The 15,477-nt window shown below is 69.4% G+C and carries 13 protein-coding genes; 6 read left to right on the top strand and 7 right to left on the bottom strand.

The window, feature by feature from the left end:
* The first annotated feature begins 72 nt into the window (after positions 1-72).
* The 6 genes from serB to ABTZ89_RS22620 all read left to right on the top strand — a co-directional run bounded on the left by serB (position 73) and on the right by ABTZ89_RS22620 (position 7,615).
* Positions 73-1,302, top strand: a complete 1,230-nt coding sequence (serB, locus tag ABTZ89_RS22645; protein WP_270949524.1) for a phosphoserine phosphatase SerB — start codon at positions 73-75, stop codon at positions 1,300-1,302.
* Positions 1,302-2,126: a peptidyl-tRNA hydrolase gene (locus ABTZ89_RS22640; RefSeq protein ID WP_351047882.1), complete on the top strand. Its 825-nt coding sequence runs from the start codon at positions 1,302-1,304 to the stop codon at positions 2,124-2,126. The genes serB and ABTZ89_RS22640 overlap by 1 nt, the downstream gene beginning before the upstream one ends.
* A gap of 47 nt (positions 2,127-2,173) precedes the next feature.
* Positions 2,174-2,572: an SseB family protein gene (locus ABTZ89_RS22635; protein WP_351047879.1), complete on the top strand. Its 399-nt coding sequence runs from the start codon at positions 2,174-2,176 to the stop codon at positions 2,570-2,572.
* A 73-nt stretch (positions 2,573-2,645) separates the two neighbouring features.
* Complete coding sequence (locus tag ABTZ89_RS22630) at positions 2,646-2,933, top strand: hypothetical protein (protein ID WP_351047876.1); 288 nt, start codon at positions 2,646-2,648, stop codon at positions 2,931-2,933.
* Entirely contained in the window at positions 2,930-7,228 is a 4,299-nt protein-coding gene (locus ABTZ89_RS22625) for a putative T7SS-secreted protein (protein ID WP_351047873.1), read from the top strand. Before ABTZ89_RS22630 ends, ABTZ89_RS22625 begins: the two co-directional genes overlap by 4 nt.
* Before the next feature lie 42 nt (positions 7,229-7,270).
* Positions 7,271-7,615, top strand: coding sequence for a hypothetical protein (locus ABTZ89_RS22620; RefSeq protein ID WP_351047871.1), 345 nt, complete (start codon positions 7,271-7,273; stop codon positions 7,613-7,615).
* 467 nt (positions 7,616-8,082) lie between these two features.
* Here the strand turns inward: ABTZ89_RS22620 and ABTZ89_RS22615 are convergent, their stop codons facing one another.
* The 7 genes from ABTZ89_RS22615 to ABTZ89_RS22585 form a co-directional block, all read right to left on the bottom strand.
* The gene (locus ABTZ89_RS22615; protein WP_270949519.1) at positions 8,083-8,688 is read right to left on the bottom strand and encodes an energy-coupling factor transporter transmembrane component T family protein; all 606 of its coding nucleotides are present in this window, start codon (positions 8,686-8,688) and stop codon (positions 8,083-8,085) included.
* On the bottom strand, positions 8,685-9,359 hold the full coding sequence (locus ABTZ89_RS22610; RefSeq protein WP_270949518.1) for an energy-coupling factor ABC transporter ATP-binding protein: 675 nt from the start codon (positions 9,357-9,359) through the stop codon (positions 8,685-8,687). The genes ABTZ89_RS22615 and ABTZ89_RS22610 overlap by 4 nt, the downstream gene beginning before the upstream one ends.
* A complete protein-coding gene (locus tag ABTZ89_RS22605) occupies positions 9,356-10,477 on the bottom strand; it encodes a thiolase family protein (protein ID WP_351047866.1) in 1,122 nt (373 codons plus the stop codon). The genes ABTZ89_RS22610 and ABTZ89_RS22605 overlap by 4 nt, the downstream gene beginning before the upstream one ends.
* On the bottom strand, positions 10,474-11,820 hold the full coding sequence (locus ABTZ89_RS22600; protein WP_351047864.1) for a class I adenylate-forming enzyme family protein: 1,347 nt from the start codon (positions 11,818-11,820) through the stop codon (positions 10,474-10,476). The genes ABTZ89_RS22605 and ABTZ89_RS22600 overlap by 4 nt, the downstream gene beginning before the upstream one ends.
* Before the next feature lie 2 nt (positions 11,821-11,822).
* Positions 11,823-12,407 (bottom strand): biotin transporter BioY, encoded by a 585-nt coding sequence (locus ABTZ89_RS22595; protein WP_270949515.1) that lies wholly within the window; start codon positions 12,405-12,407, stop codon positions 11,823-11,825.
* A 281-nt stretch (positions 12,408-12,688) separates the two neighbouring features.
* Positions 12,689-14,854: an ATP-dependent DNA helicase gene (locus ABTZ89_RS22590; RefSeq protein ID WP_408641855.1), complete on the bottom strand. Its 2,166-nt coding sequence runs from the start codon at positions 14,852-14,854 to the stop codon at positions 12,689-12,691.
* Between the two features lie 58 nt (positions 14,855-14,912).
* Entirely contained in the window at positions 14,913-15,296 is a 384-nt protein-coding gene (locus tag ABTZ89_RS22585; protein WP_270949514.1) for a VOC family protein, read from the bottom strand.
* Positions 15,297-15,477 lie beyond the last annotated feature (181 nt).

Here is a 15,477-nt window from a genome sequence, read left to right as displayed (position 1 = left end):
GACGTTGGACAGGCTGGCTTGGGCGGGGGCTCTTCGCTTGCCGAGGTGTTCAAGAGAGGAAGAACCGCTGCCGTGAGTGCCGCGAATGCGACCACCGTGCTGATCACCGTGACCGGGAAGGACAAGCCCGGCGTCACCTCCGTGCTGTTCGCCGCGCTGACCCGGCACGGCGTGGACATCGTCGACGTCGAGCAGGTGGTGATCCGAGGTCGTCTGGTGCTCGGCGTCCTGGTGTCCACCGAGCACGACCCGGAGCAGCTGCAGGAGGCGGTGGAGCAGGCGATGGCCACCGTCGGCATGACCGTCGACGTGGCGATCGGCGCTGAGGACGGCGACGCCAGCAAGCTCGCCTCCAGCCACGTCGTGGTGGTGCTCGGGCAGCCGGTGACCGCGCGCAACTTCAGCGAGGTGTCCCGCGGCCTGGCCGAGATCGGGGTCAACATCGACTCCATCCGGCGCGTCGCCGACTACCCGGTGACCGGGATCGAGCTGCAGGTCAGCGCACCGGAATCGGACGACGACACGGCGCTGACGCAGGCGATGGCCGACATCGCCGCGCGCGCCGGGGTCGACCTGGCGGTGGAGCGCACCGGGCTGTCCCGGCGGGCCAAGCGGCTGGTGGTCTTCGACGTGGACTCCACGCTCATCCAGGGCGAGGTCATCGAGATGCTGGCCGCGCGCGCCGGCTGCGAGGACCAGGTCCGCGAGGTCACCGAGCGGGCCATGCGCGGCGAGCTGGACTTCTCCGAATCGCTGCGGCAGCGGGTCGCCGTGCTGGAGGGCCTGCCGGCGACGGTGCTGGACGACGTCGCCGCGGAGCTGGAGCTCACCGCGGGCGCGCGCACCACGATCCGCACCCTGCGGCGGCTGGGCTTCCACACCGGTGTGGTGTCGGGCGGGTTCACCCAGATCATCGACCAGCTGGTGGACGAGCTCGGACTGGACTTCAGCGCCGCCAACGAGCTGGAGGTCGTGGACGGCAAGCTGACCGGCCGCGTGATCGGCGAGATCGTGGACCGGCCGGGCAAGGCCAAGGCGCTGCGCCGCTTCGCCGAGTCCTTCGGCGTCCCGGCCGCGCAGTGCGTGGCCGTCGGCGACGGTGCCAACGACATCGACATGCTCTCGGCGGCCGGTCTGGGCGTGGCGTTCAACGCCAAGCCCGCGCTGCGCGAGGTCGCCGACACGGCGCTGTCGCACCCGTTCCTGGACGCCGTGCTGTTCGTCCTGGGCGTCACCCGCGCCGAGATCGAGTCGGCCGACGCCGAGGACGGGGTGCTGCGCCGGGTGCCGCTGGAGGCGTGATGCAGCCGGGGAATAACGGTGCTCCGGAAACGGCTGATCGAGGTGTGCTGGACACCGCCGTGCTCGACCCGCTGATCACCCGCTACGCGTCCTGGCTGGCCCTGCCGGGCGCGGCCACGGCGGACACCTCGGACGAGGATCCGGAGAACGTCGTGCTGATGCCGATGGTCCTGCGGATCGAGCGCCGCGACCCGCCGGACCGCACCGCGGAGTTGGCAGCGGCGGCCGCGGCGGCGCTGGCGGTGTGCCTGGACGAGCGCTGCAAACCGGGCGGTGAGTGGCACGAGGCCATGAGCACCTGGATCGCCGGACGGATCCGGAAGGTGTCGCGGCGAGCCCGCGGCGTGCACTGGGAGGCGGTGCAGTCGCTGCCCGGCCGCACCTTCAAGGTCGGCAACGCCGAGGTCCGCGCCTTCCTGCCGATGCGGGTCGCGGACATGCCGAAGGAGCTCAGCCGCCTGCAGATCTCCGGCAGCGAACTGGACTCCGACGAACCGGGCCCGCCCCTGCCGAACGCACCGGTGCTGTGGCTGAACCCGGACGTCCCGATGAGCGCGGGCAAGTCGGCGGCGCAGGTCGGCCACGCGACGATGATCCTGGCGTCCCTCCTGCACGGCGAAGGCATGCACGCGGAACTGGAGAGCTGGGCGGCGAACGCCTTCCGCTGCTCGGTCCGCCAAGCCGACGCCGAAACCTGGTCAAACCTCCACCCCGGAGACGCCCCGGAAAAGGCCTGGCGAGAATCCCGAGTGGGCATGGTCCGAGACGCAGGCTTCACCGAAGTGGACCCGGGCACGGTCACCGTCCTGGCCCAGTGGCGATGACACCGACTTCCTGACAGTTCGCCCCATGCCTGGGTAATGTCCCCGGCGTGTCCGTGGGGGAATCAGAGTTAGCCGCCTTGGCCCAAGCCGTATGCGCGGATAAACGTCCGATCAAAGCGTTCTACGCGGCGTTCGCGAAAGCGGTCGTTTATGCCCAGCGACCGGAGAAACCCGGTGTGTTCGTCACGGACGCCGAGAGCTGGGGCCGGTGGACGGTGGTGTTCTCCAGCCCGGAGCGACTCGCCGCCTACGCAGGTGAGTGCGACTACATGTCGATGCCGGGCGCGGTCTTCCTGGAGTTGGTGCCGGCCGGCGTGGGCGTGATGGTCGATCCCGAGGATGACCACCGACTCCCGCTGGTGGTGAGGGTGGACGACTTCTTCGCGCTCGAGCGGGAGTGGAAGCGCACGGCGCCAGCACGCCAAGCGGCTGCTCGCAAGGCATGAACGGTGGGGGTTGAGCTTGGACGGCAATGGATTCCACGTCGAAATCGAGTTGCTGGAAACGGCGTCGAGGAACATGGACGAACTCGTCGCCGGGCAGGACAACTCGGAGTTGAGCGAGTTGCCCGGCGCGAGCGAGTCGTACGGGCACGCCGATCTGCTGTCGGCCTTGACGGAGTTCTGCGACCGGTGGTCGGTCGGCCTCGACGCGTTGTGCGATCGGGCCACCCGCATGAGCTACTCGCTCGGTGAGACCGCCAAGGCGTACCGCGAAGCAGATCAGGCCGGTGCGGACGCGCTTTCGGTCGATCCGGGGATCGATGTGGTGCAGCCGGGCCCGACGATCCCGGGGATGCCTCGATGACTTTCGAACTGGGGGAGGCCACCGAGCCGACGCTGCTCGTGCCCGGAGACCCGGACGTGATCGAGTCGAACGCTCGGTTCATCCGGGAGCGAGCGGTCAAGGCGTCCGAGACCGGTGAAGCGCTGAAACGAATCGATGCCGGCGGGTGGAGCGGTGAAGCCGCAGACCTCTGGCACGAGCAGCACGAGACGGATGTCCCGCGCTGGTTCGATGGTGGGGATTCGCTGGAAGCCGGGGCTACCGCACTCGAGGAGTACGCGCGCGTGCTGCGGTGGGCTCAGGGCGAGGCTGCTGAGGCCGCTCGGTTGTGGGCGGAAGGGGAAGCTGCCACCGAGCAGGCGAAGCTGGACTACGAGCGAGCTGTCGCCGACGCGCAAGGTGGTGAGATCGCACCGTTCGTCGATCCTGGCGGGGAGAGGCGGCAAGCCGCTCAGGACATGCTGCGGCTGGCTCGGCAGGAGCTGATCGCAGCGGGCGACAGCGCTGCTTTCGCGTTGCGGGAAGAAGCAGCCGTAGCGCCCCAGGATTCGCAGGCGCAGATCGATTCGAACTTCTACGGTGCGCTCTGGGAGGGTTTCGCCGGCACGTTCACGGCGTTCTACGACGCGTTCACCGACCCGCTGGGGACGGTGAAGGCGATGTACTACGCCGCCACCCATCCCGTCGAAGCGTTCAAGGAGATCGTCTCCTGGGACGATTTCGTCAACGGGCGCGGTGAGGTCGGGCTGGGAAGGCTCACCGGTGAGTTCTTGGGGGGACTCGTCACCGGTGGGGTCGGCAAGGTCCTCAAGACGCTCAGGAAGCTTCCAGACGCCCCCGAACACCGGGTTCCTGTTTCCGAGAAGAAGACGACCGGTGACCCGATCGATGTCGCCACGGGCAGCATGGTGCTCGCACAAACGGATGTCGAACTCCCGGGCGTGCTCCCCCTGGTGCTGAAGCGACTGCACCTCTCATCCTTCCGGGCCGGACAGCACTTCGGCCCAACGTGGACTTCGACGTTGGACCAGCGGCTGGAGGTGGACGAGACCGACGTGTGCTTCGTCGCCGACGACGGCACGCTGTCCCTCTTCCCGCAGCCTGCGCCCGGCTCGTCCGTCGTCGCGGTGACTGGACCGCAGCGGAGCTTGGCGCGATCCGAGGACGGCAGTTACACGATCACCGACGCGGCGCAGGGCAGAACGCTGCACTTCGGTTCCGCAGGCGAAATCCTGCCGTTGATCGCGATCGCGGATCGCAGCGGTCACCGCATCGACTTCGAGCGCGATGCCGATCGAACACCGGTCGAGGTGCGTCATTCCGGCGGCTACCGCATCCGCGTGGAGTCCGAAGACGGCCTGGTGACCGCGTTGTTCCTCCGCGAGGCGGACAACGGCGACGACGTGCTGCTGATGCGCTACGGCTACCAGGACCGGCGGCTCACGGAGGTGGTCAACGCTTCCGGTCTGCCGCTGAAGTTCACGTATGACGAGGCTGGGCGGATCACGAGTTGGACCGACCGCAACGACAAGTGGTACCGCTACACCTACGACAGCCGTGGTCGGGTCGTGGAGGTGGAGGGCTCGGGCGACTTCCTGAGCGGCACGCTGGAGTACGACGACCGGATCACTCACTGGACCAACTCGCAAGGCGCCCGCACCACCTACCACCTCAACGAATACGGTCAGACGGTCCGCGAGGTCGATGCGCTGGGCGGCGAAATCCGGTGCGAATGGGATGAGCGCGACCGCTTGCTCTCCCGGACCGACCAGCTCGGGCGCACGGTCCGCTACGAGTACGACGACGACGGCAACCCGGTCGCGATCTCGCGTCCGGATGGCAGCCAGGCCCGGTTCGAGTACAACGACCTTCGACTTACCACTGCGATCGTCGCTCCGGACGGCTCGGTGTCGCGCCGCGAGTACGACAGGCGCGGGAACATCGTCAGGGCGGTCGATCCGCTGGGCGCCGTCACCAGCTATTCCTACGACGAGCGCGGTCATCTGGTGAACTTCACCGATGCGCTGGGCAACGTGCGTCGGGTCGAGACCGACGCGGCGGGCCTACCGGTCGTCCTGACCGATCCGCTGGGAAACATCACGCGTTATGTGCGGGACGGATTCGGCCGCGTCGCGGAGGTGGTGGATCCGCTGGGTGGCACCACGCGGTTCGGCTGGACCGTGGACGGCAAACCGGCGTGGCGAACCCTGCCGGACGGGGCGACCGAGCGCTGGCGGTACGACGGGGAAGGCAATCTCCGAACCTTCGTCGACGCGCTGGGGCAGGAGACCCGCACGGAGGTCACGCACTTCGATCTGCCGTCGGAGGAGATCCGGCCGGACGGGACGCGCCTGCAGTTCGGCTACGACACCGAGTTGCGGCTGGTCAGCGTCACCAATGAGCAGGGTTTGGTGTGGCGCTACGACTACGACGTCGTGGGCAACCTGGCGCGGGAGATCGACTTCAACGGTCGTGCGGTCACTTACCGGCACGACGCGGCGGGCCAGCTGATCGAACGCACCAACGGAGCAGGCGAGGTCACTTCGTTCACCCGCGACGTGCTGGGCAGCGTGATCGAACGCCGCAACGGCTCGGTGACGTCGACCTTCAGCTACGACCCGCTGGGCCGACTGGTCGAAGCGATGGACGGCGATACCCAGGTCAGCTTCGACCGCGATCCAGCTGGGCGCGTGCTGGCCGAAACGATCAACGGCCGCACCGTGGCCTCGGTGTACGACCCGCTGGGCCGCAGGATCCGTCGCCGTACACCGTCGGGTGCGGAGAGCGTGTGGGAGTACGACCCGAACGGTCGGCCGACCGCGCTGCACACCGCCGGCCGGACCCTGCGCTTCGGCTACGACCGCGCAGGCCATGAGATCCAGCGAGACCTGGGGCCCGACGTCGTCCTGGCCCAGGCCTGGAACGCCAACCACCAGCTGCTCTCGCAAACCCTCACCGGCGCGACCGGCCAGCAGATCCAGCAGCGCTCGTACACCTACCGCGCCGACGGCTTCCTGACCGGGCTGGACGACAAGCTCACCGGCCCGCGCACGTTCGACCTCGACCGCGTCGGCCGCGTCACTGCGGTCACCGGGCCTGGCTGGACGGAGCGCTACGCCTACGACGCAGCGGGAAACCTGGCCCACGCGTCCTGGCCCACCAACGATGGCGAGGAGCTCGGCGATCGCGAGTACAGCGGCACCCTGATCCGCCGAGCGGGCAAGGTCCGCTACGAACACGACGCCCAAGGCCGGGTGGTGCTCCGCCAGCGAAAACGCCTGTCCCGCAAGCCGGACACCTGGCGCTACTTCTGGGACGCCGACGACCGCCTGGTCGAAGTCCTCACCCCGGACGGTGCCCGCTGGCGATACCGCTACGACCCCCTAGGTCGTCGAGTCGCCAAACAACGCCTCACCCCCGACGGCTCCCGGGTCCTCGAGCAGATCGAGTTCATCTGGGACGGCACGGTCCTGGCAGAACAAGCCCACACCGACGGCTTACCCAACGGCCCCAACTTCACCGACGCCCGAGTAACCGTCTGGAACTACGAACCCGGCACCTTCCGCCCGGTAACCCAAACCGAACGCTCAGCCCTCCGCAACGCCCCCCAGCACTGGATCGACGAGCAGTTCCACTCAATCATCACCGACCTCGTCGGCACCCCAACAGAACTGGTCAACGACCAAGGCGCCGTCGCCTGGCACCAACGCACAACCCTCTGGGGCGTCACCACCGACCAACCCCGCACGGGCGCCCACACCCCACTCCGCTTCCCCGGCCAATACCACGACCCAGAAACCGGGTTCAACTACAACTTCCACCGCCACTACGATCCTGCGTCCGGCCGGTATGCGGCTATCGATCCGCTTGGGCTACGTGGCGGTCTCAGACCACACAACTATGTGCCTAACCCGAATTATTGGTTAGACCCATTGGGATTGAAATGTGAAGATGGTCCTGGCCAGGGGGGTCCCTATCTTTATCGGGGAGTTCCGTACGGTCATCCCGGTTATGATGATGCGCTGAACGGAAGGGCTGTACCTTGGGGTGGCCACGCCGATCCGAATCTTCATAACGGTGGAGATACTAGAAGTGAATTCACATCCTGGACTACGGATCTGGATGGAGTTGCCCGGGATGCTGCTGATGATGGCAATGGTCCGGGAGTTGTGCTGCGCATTCCAAATGCCGATGCGCCAGGTTATACTCGGGTGGAGAGTCAGGATATTTACGGCGAGAGCGAGGTTCTTGTTCGGGGGCCTGTGAGTGGGGCTGAAGTGAGCATCAACGGTGGCCCGTGGCGGCCTGTTTATTGAGGGAGATAATTGTCGGTAGATGAAATAGCAAGGATCCGTCTGGTGTCTGTTATCGATGCCGCGATGAGATCCGATGAGGCGACTAGACTGCTGCTGGATGAACTTTCGCGGCCCGGTGCCGATGATGCGTACAGTATGTCGCACGTTTCGAAGGTGGGCATGCAGGAAATCTATAAGAAGCGATTCGGGCGTCCGGGATTTCGTCCAGAAAAGGTGATCGGATGGGATCGACTGCTTTGCGATGTGAATAAATGTGAGGATGAATTCCTGCGTTTGATTGCATTTTCTGGACGGGATCACGTGTTCAATATTTGGCTTGACGGTGATGCCGGTTCGCTGGTTGCTGTCATTGCTGGGGTTCGCAAAGGAGATATGACGAGTGAATAGATGGACCACCTCGCTTGTGGGGCGCGGAGGTCCTGTGGAGTGGGGACGTGGCCCGGACATGGGCCGAGCTGTGAGTGTTTTCTGATCTTTCAATCACTAGGTCTTTTGGCTGCCGATGAGGCGGCGAAGGCTGCATTGGTATCCATAAGACGATTATGTGGCAGAGTTCCGGGGCGAGGCCGTTCGATTACGATCTACTGCAGTCGGTGAGCTTGCTCGGGTAGATCATATTGCCGCAGTTGCCGCGTGCTACCCGAGTGGGCGTGGAAACGGGCCCAGACATGGGCCGAGCCCGAGAATGTTTCGTGATCTTTCGATCACTAGGTCTTTTGGCGGCCTGATCGGTCGTCAAGGCCACTGCATCCTCGGGCCGGTCGACCGGGTTTCCCCGGTACCCATCAATGTGCCCAGGGCGGGGGTGTTCGCACCAGGGGCTAAAGTCCCGGATTTCCGAGGGCAGGGGTCGGTCAGTCGTCGCCTACGCCCCGGGCCGCCAGGGCTTCGCCGAGGTCGTCGGCGTGGCGGAGGGTTCTGACCAGGAACGGGACCGCGAAGGCCGAGATGGAGCGGTCGGCGCTTCGGGCTCGTTGGGCTTCGCGGACCTGGGTTGCGATGGTCGACAGGGCCGCGACCGCTTGCAGGGTCAGGCCGACGAGGAGGCCGATGCGTTCCGGGCGGACGCCGAGGCGGCGGGTCGGGCCCAAGCCGCGTTCGATCGCAGTGACCAGGTCGTCGACGCGGGTGGTCAGGGTGAACAGGTTCGCCATGGCGAGGGCCGCCAGCAGGCGGAGGCAGACCACCGCCGCGTTGTCGAAGCCGAGCATCCACCACTGGAGCAGGAACACGATCACCAGCAGCGGGATCAGCAGTCGGGAGATCTGCCAGCACCGGCGTGCCGGGATCCGCGCGACGGCGTAGAGCAGGGCCACCGCCAGCGCGCAGCCGGTCAGCGCGAGCGGTGAGCTCAGGACGAAGATCACCACCGCGAACACCAGCAGCGCCAGGAACTTCCAGCCCGCCGCGGCCCGGTGCACCGGGCTGGTGCCCGGTTCGTACAGGCCCAGCGGGTTCATCCGACCAGCTCCCGGTAGTACCGGACGGCCGGGCCGGGTTCGTCGTCGGCGACGACCTTGCCGGACTCCAGCACCACCACGCGGTCGAAGTCGTCCAGCAGGTCCAAGTCGTGGGTGACCAGCACGACCTGCTGGCGCAACCCGGCGAGGACCTCGGCGAAGTGCCGCTTGTTGCGCAGGTCGAGCAGGGTGGTCGGTTCGTCGCAGACCAGCACGTCCGGGTCCAGCACCAGCATCGAGCACAGCGCCAGCAGCTGCTTCTGCCCACCGGAGAGCTGGTGCGCCGGGTGCTCGGCGTAACCCGCCAAGCCGTGCTGGGCCAGCACTTCGGCGGCCCGGTCCTGCCGTTCGGCCTTGGACAGGCCCTGCTTGCGCAGCGAGAACGCGACGTCCTCACCGGCCGTGGGCATCACGATCTGGCTGTCCGGGTGGGTGAAGACGAAGCCGACGCGGCGCCGCACCGCGCGGCCGTTGCGCACCGGGTCGACGCCGTCGACCAGCACCCGGCCCCGCGACGGGTGCACCAGACCGTTGATCATCCGGGCCAGCGTGGACTTGCCGGACCCGTTCGCTCCCACGAACGCGACGCGCTGCTCGCCCAACCGCAGGTCCACGCCGTCCAGCACGGTGCGCTCGTCGTAGCTGTGCCCGACGCCCTCGAACTCGATCAACCCACTCGCTCCCACATCGTCGCCACTCCCAGCCCGCCGCCGGACGAGAGCGCGGCCAGACCGGTGCGCGGCCCGTCGGCGCGCACCATCCGGCTGAACAGCCGCACCACCAGCACCGCGCCGGACGCACCCCACGGGTGGCCGAGCGCGATGGCGCCGCCGTCCGGGCTGACCAGCTGCTCGTCGATCCCCGCGGCGTCCAGGCAGGCCAGCGCCTGCCCGGCGAAGGCCTCGTTGAACTCGACCACTTCCGGGGTGCGCTCCGCCAGCAGTTCCCGCATCGCGGGCGCCGCGCCGAGGCCGAGCCGGTTCGGGTCGATCCCGGAGTTCCGCGAGCCCACCAGTCGCAGGCCGGGCACACCGAGCCGGCGCCGCTGCTCCTCGGTGGTGATCAGCACGGCTGCCGCGCCGTCGTTGATGCCGCAGGAGTTCGCCGCCGTCGCGGTGCCGTCCGGGGTGAACGCGGGCCGGAACCGGGCGAGCCGTTCGGCGGTGAAGCCTGCGCGCGGCCGTTCGTCGGCCGTGACCCCGTTGATCTGCACCAACTCGGCGTCGAACCGGCCGGCTTCGCGCGCGGCGACAGCACGCGCGTGGCTGCGGGCGGCGAACGCGTCCTGGCGTTCCCGGGAGATCCCGGCCTCGGCCGCGACCAGGTCCGCTGCCGGGCCCATGTCCGGATCGCCGATCTCGGCCGGTGCGAACGGCGCGCGCTGGTAGAAGCGGGGCGGCTCGGTCGCCGAACGCGGGCGCCACGCGCGCCACGGCGCGGTCGACGGGCTTTCCACCCCACCGGCGAGGAACCAGTCGCCGGCACCGGCGCTGATCAGGGCGGCTGCGGTGGTGATCGCGCTGAGCCCGCTCGCGCACTGCCGGTCGACGGTCATGCCGGGCGTTGACTCCCCGAGCCCGGCCCGCAGCGCCGCCACCCGCGCCGGATTTCCGCCGGGGCCGAGGACGTTGCCGAGGAGCACATCGTCCACAGTGGTCGCACCGGCGTCGTCCAGCGCGGCGCGCAGCACCGGGGCCGCGAGCCGGTCGACCGGCAGGTGGCGCAGAACGCCCCCGGCCTCGCCGATCGGCGTCCGCCTCGCCGCGATCACCACAGGAGTTCGGTTCACAACGCCTCCGCAGCGAGCGTTCCATCGCGCAGCTGCTCCGCGACCAGGGCGCGCGCCGGTTTGCCGGACGCGGTCCGCGGCAGCTCGCCGATCGCCAACCAGCGCCGGGGTCGTTTGGCGGGCTCCAGCGCATGCCGTGCCCTGGTGCGCAGGTCGCGCCGCGACGGGGGATCGGCCGGATCGACCTCCACCACCGCGGTCACCAGCTCGCCGAAGCGGGGATGCGGGGTGGCCGCGACCAGGACGTCCTTCACGCCGTCCGCGCCGCGCAGCACGGACTCGACCTCCTCGGCGCCGACCAACCGCGCTCCGGTGTTGATCACCGCACTGGCGCGGCCGAGGACCTCGAGCGACCCGTCGTCGTGGAGGATCGCCCGATCGCCCACGGTGGACCAGCCGTCGTCGGTGCTCGGCGGGATGACGACGCCGTTGCTCAGGTAGCCGTCGAAGGTGAGCTCGGAGCGGACGCGGAGCTCGGTGTCGCGCACCTCGACGTCGACGACGGGACGCAGCCGGCCGCCGCGCCGCACCGCGATCAGCGAATGCTCGGCGGACCCGTAGTACTCGACGAGCTCGCAACCCGGCAGGACCTTGGCCAGCCGTTCCTCGAGCTCCTGGTCCACCCGGGCGCCACCGCAGACCACCAGCCGCAGCGCGCATTCGGACCGGAACACCGGGTCCCGCTCCAAAGTGGACACGAGCGCGCTGAGCATCGCGGGCACGAGGTGGACGGCGGTGCTGCGCCTGGCCGCGTCGACAGCGTCCTGGGCGGACCACTTGTCGAGCAGGTGCACGTCGGCGCCCGCGTGCAGGGAGTGCAGGGCGCCGAAGAGGAACAGCGAGGAGCTCAGCGGACCCGGGATCAGGACCTGGTCGTGCTGCTCCAAGCCCAGGTCCAGCGCGTCGAAACTCCTCAACCAGGAGCGCCGCGACCGCACCATCACCTTCGGGCGACCGCTGCTCCCCGACGTCGTCGGCAGGTAGAACTGCGTCGCCTCGTCGCCAGTGGGGACGGAGCGAACGGCCCGTTCGTTCCGGTTGGTGAGGTGAACAGGCCGTTTGCCCAGGTCCAGGACCACGTCCACGGCGGCGTCGGCGAGGACGGCGGAGCGGTCGCGTTCGGTCCACGTCGGCTCGAGGACGAGCGTGGCGCAGCCCGCGAGGTCCGCGCCGAGGAAGTGGATCAAGCGCGTCAGCGCGTCCCCGCCGTCGAGCGCGACGCGCGAGCCCGGGCGCAGCAGCCGCGCAGCGCTGCGAGCCCGGGCGAGCAGCTCCGGCGCGTCGAGCGCAGCGCCGGAGTGCGCGACCCGCGAAGCGGGGGAGCGGCCGAGGATCGGGAGCACGGTCAGCCCTCGGCGGGCGAGCGGCGCGCAGCGCCGGTGAGCGCCGCCGGGACGGCGCGGTGGACCGCGACGGCGACCAGCGAGACGGCGACGAGCTTGACCGCGTCACCCGGGACGAACACCAGGGACTGCGTCGCGGCGGCGCCCAGGTCGCCGATCATCAGGCCCCAGTACGGGATGCCGATCAAGTAGTCCGCGGCGACACCGGCGACGTTGGCGGTGAGCAGCACCAGCAGGCCCGGCTTCGGCGAGCGCTGCACGATCAGGCCGACGACCACCGCCGACAGGATCCAGCCGAGCACGAAACCGCCGCTCGGGCCGATGAACGGGGCGATGCCTCCGCGACCGCCCGACAGCAGCGGCAGGCCGATCGCGACCAGCGCCAGGAACAGCAGCACCGATGCGCCGCCGCGGCGGGCGCCGAGGATGCTGCCGGCCAGGAGCGGGCCCATGTTCTGCAGCACGATCGGCACCGCGGCGCCGCCGAGGTAGAAGCCCGGGAAGATGCCGAGGACGGCGATGAACGCGGCGAAGACCACAGTCCTGGCCAGGTTCGCGGCGGGCGCGGCTTGGCGCGGTGCGGACACGACGGCTCCCTAGCAGTTGATCGACAACGTCCACCGGTCGGCGTCGACGTCGGACCGGGGCCTCGGCGCGAGCCGCGGCCACCCCGGATCCGCATCCGTCTGCGGCGCTGTGACCAGGTGTTATCCCCGATCTGGGCAGCTCAGGCGCGGCCCGATCGGCACGACGGACCCAACCTACCCGGCGACCCCGCGAAAACAGAAAGCCCAACGCCGAGTTGTCGATCACCGACAAAACCACCGAACGCCGGAGGCGAGCTCCGTCACCCGGGCGACGGAGGTGGTCAGGTCGCGGTGCCGGTGAGGCGCTGGAGGGCGCCTCGGACGATCTGGGGGTTGTGGGTGGTCCAGAACGGGGGGAGGGACGCGCGGAGGAAACCGCCGTAGCGGGCCGTGGCCAGGCGCGGGTCCAGGACCGCGATCACGCCGCGGTCGTTCGGCGCGCGGAGGAGGCGGCCCGCGCCCTGCGCGAGGAGGAGCGCCGCGTGGGTCCCGGCGACGGTGAGGAACCCGTTGCCGCCGTGCTCGGACACCGCTTTCTGCCGCGCCGACGCGAGCGGGTCGTCCGGGCGGGGGAACGGGATCCGGTCCATGATCACCAGCTGCAGCGAATCGCCCGGCACGTCCACGCCCTGCCACAGCGACAGGGTGCCGAACAGCGAGGTCTCCGGGTCCTCGGCGAACTGGCGGACCAGCAGCGCCGTCGTGTCGTCGCCCTGGCACAGCACCGGCGTCGACAGCCGCTGCCGCAGCTCCTCGCTGGCCTGCTTGGCCGCCCGCATCGAGGAGAACAGGCCCAGCGTGCGCCCGCCCGCGGCCTGCACCAGCTCGGTCAGCTCGTCCAGGTACTCCGGCGGCAGGCCGTCGCGGCCCGGCGGCGGCAGGTGCTTGGCGATGTAGAGGATGCCGCTGCGCTGGTGCTCGAACGGCGAACCCACGTCCAGCCCGGTCCACTTCAGGGCGCCGGAATCCGACGGGGCCTCCTTGGCGGTGGCCATCCCGTCGACCTGCTGGGCCCGCTGCTGCCCCGGCAGGCCCCACTGGCGGGCCAACGTGTCGAACGAGCCGCCGAGCGCCAGCGTCGCCGAGGTCAGCACCGTGGTGCGCTGGCCGAACAGCCGCTCGCGCAGGAGCCCGCCGACGCCGATCGGTGCGATGCGGATGGTCGTCGGGCGGTTTGGATCTGCCGAAATCCACACGACCTCGTGCTGCTTCTCGTCCTCGAACGCCTCGAGCAGCCGGACCGCCGTGTCGTGGACTTCTTCGGTGATGGCGTGCGCGAGCTTGCGCGCGGTGCTGCCGTCGGTGTCCTCCTTGCGCTCCGGGCCGAGCGCGTTGATGCACGCCCACGCCGCATCGCGCAGCGCGGTCAGGGCACCGCCGAGGTCCTCCGGGAGTTGTTCCAGCCGACCGGGATTCGCCGCCTGGAGCACCAGGTCCAGGCCCTCGGAGGCCTCTTCGAGCCGGTCGGCGGTCTCCTCGTCGATGGCCCGCCCGCAGCGCCGAGCCGCGAGCCGCACCGAGGTCGCGGTCAGCTCGCCGGTCGCCGCCGAGGTCACCCGGTCCACCAGGTCGTGAGCCTCGTCGACCAGCACCACGTCGTGCTCGGGCAGCACCGGGCGGTCGTCGAGGGCGTCGATGGCCAGCAGCGCGTGGTTGGTCACCACGATGTCGGCGCGCCCAGCCTCGGCGCGGGCCCGTTCGGCGAAGCAGTCGACGCCGACCGGGCAGCGGTGCACGCCGAGGCACTCCTTGGCGGTGACCGACAGCTGCCGCCACGCCTGGTCAGTCACGCCGGGCACCAGCTCGTCGCGGTCGCCGGTCTCGGTTTCGGTGGACCACTCCTGGACGCGCTTGACCTGCCGCTCCAGCGCGGAGGCGGCGAAGGCGTCGAACAGCGCGCCCTCGTCGGGCTCTTCCGGGGCGTTGCCGTGGATCCGGTTCAGGCACAAGTAGTTGCGGCGGCCCTTGAGGATCGCGAACGTCGGCCGGCGGCCCAGCGCATCGGCCAGCGCACCGGACAGGCGCGGCAGGTCGCGGTCGACCAGCTGGCGCTGCAGCGCGATGGTCGCGGTGGACACGACGACCGTGGTGCCCTCGGCGACGGCGTGCCGGATCGCCGGGACCAGGTAGGCCAGCGACTTGCCGGTGCCGGTCCCGGCCTGCACGGCCAAGTGCTCGCCGGAGGTGATGGAGTGCTCGACGGCCTCGGCCATCCGGGCCTGGCCCTCGCGCGGGACGCCGCCGACCGCCTCGATCGCGACGTTCAGCAGCGTCGGCAGGTCCGGGATGTCCTTCTTGGCCTTGGCCGCCGCCAGCGGCAGCGCCGGTTCGGCCGGGCCGGGCCCGCCCGCCTTCGCGAGATCGTCGGCGATCTCCGGTGGGAGCACGTCGTCTTCGTCGGGCTCGAACGCAACCGGGTCGGACCATCGCGGGACAGAGGTGGGCACGAGGAGAAACTACCGCCCACCCCCGTCGAAGAGCCCCGATGCCCCCGGGTGGGCGCTCTCAGGACTCCATCGCGGCTCGTTCGGCGGCGCTGCGCAGGACGCAGAACTCGTTGCCCTCGGGGTCGGCGAGGACCGCCCAACCCGAGCCGTCGGGATTCCGGAGGTCGGAGACGAGGGTGGCGCCGAGGCCCAGCAGCCGCTCCACCTCCTGCTCGCGCGACGTCTCGGGGCGCAGGCACAGGTGCAGCCGGTTCTTGCCGGACTTCGGCTCGGGCACCTGGTTGAAGTGCAGCACCGGCCCCTCGGCCAGCATCACCTCGGTCTCCGGATGGCCCGGCTCGGATTCCGGGTGCACCGGACGACCGGTCACCTCGCTCCAGAACCGCGCGAGCGCATAAGCGTCCGCGCAGTCGATGGCCACGTTCTGCAACACCGAAACCATGCGCACGAGCTTCCCGGCCCCCACACCGGAAAGCCACCGAATTACGCGCTGCGAAGCGTTCCCGAAGTGACGCTCTCACGTCCATTTCCGCAGGTGGGGACCCGTGAGTACTTTGGGTTGCTATATCACCCCAAAGTACACACGGGTCCTGTCCAGCTGAAAAATTTCTATCGGACGACGG

Origin of the sequence: Saccharopolyspora sp. NPDC002686 (assembly GCF_040295745.1) — a bacterium.
Classification (GTDB): domain Bacteria; phylum Actinomycetota; class Actinomycetes; order Mycobacteriales; family Pseudonocardiaceae; genus Saccharopolyspora; species Saccharopolyspora oryzae.
This window is presented reverse-complemented; position numbering and strand designations above follow the sequence as displayed.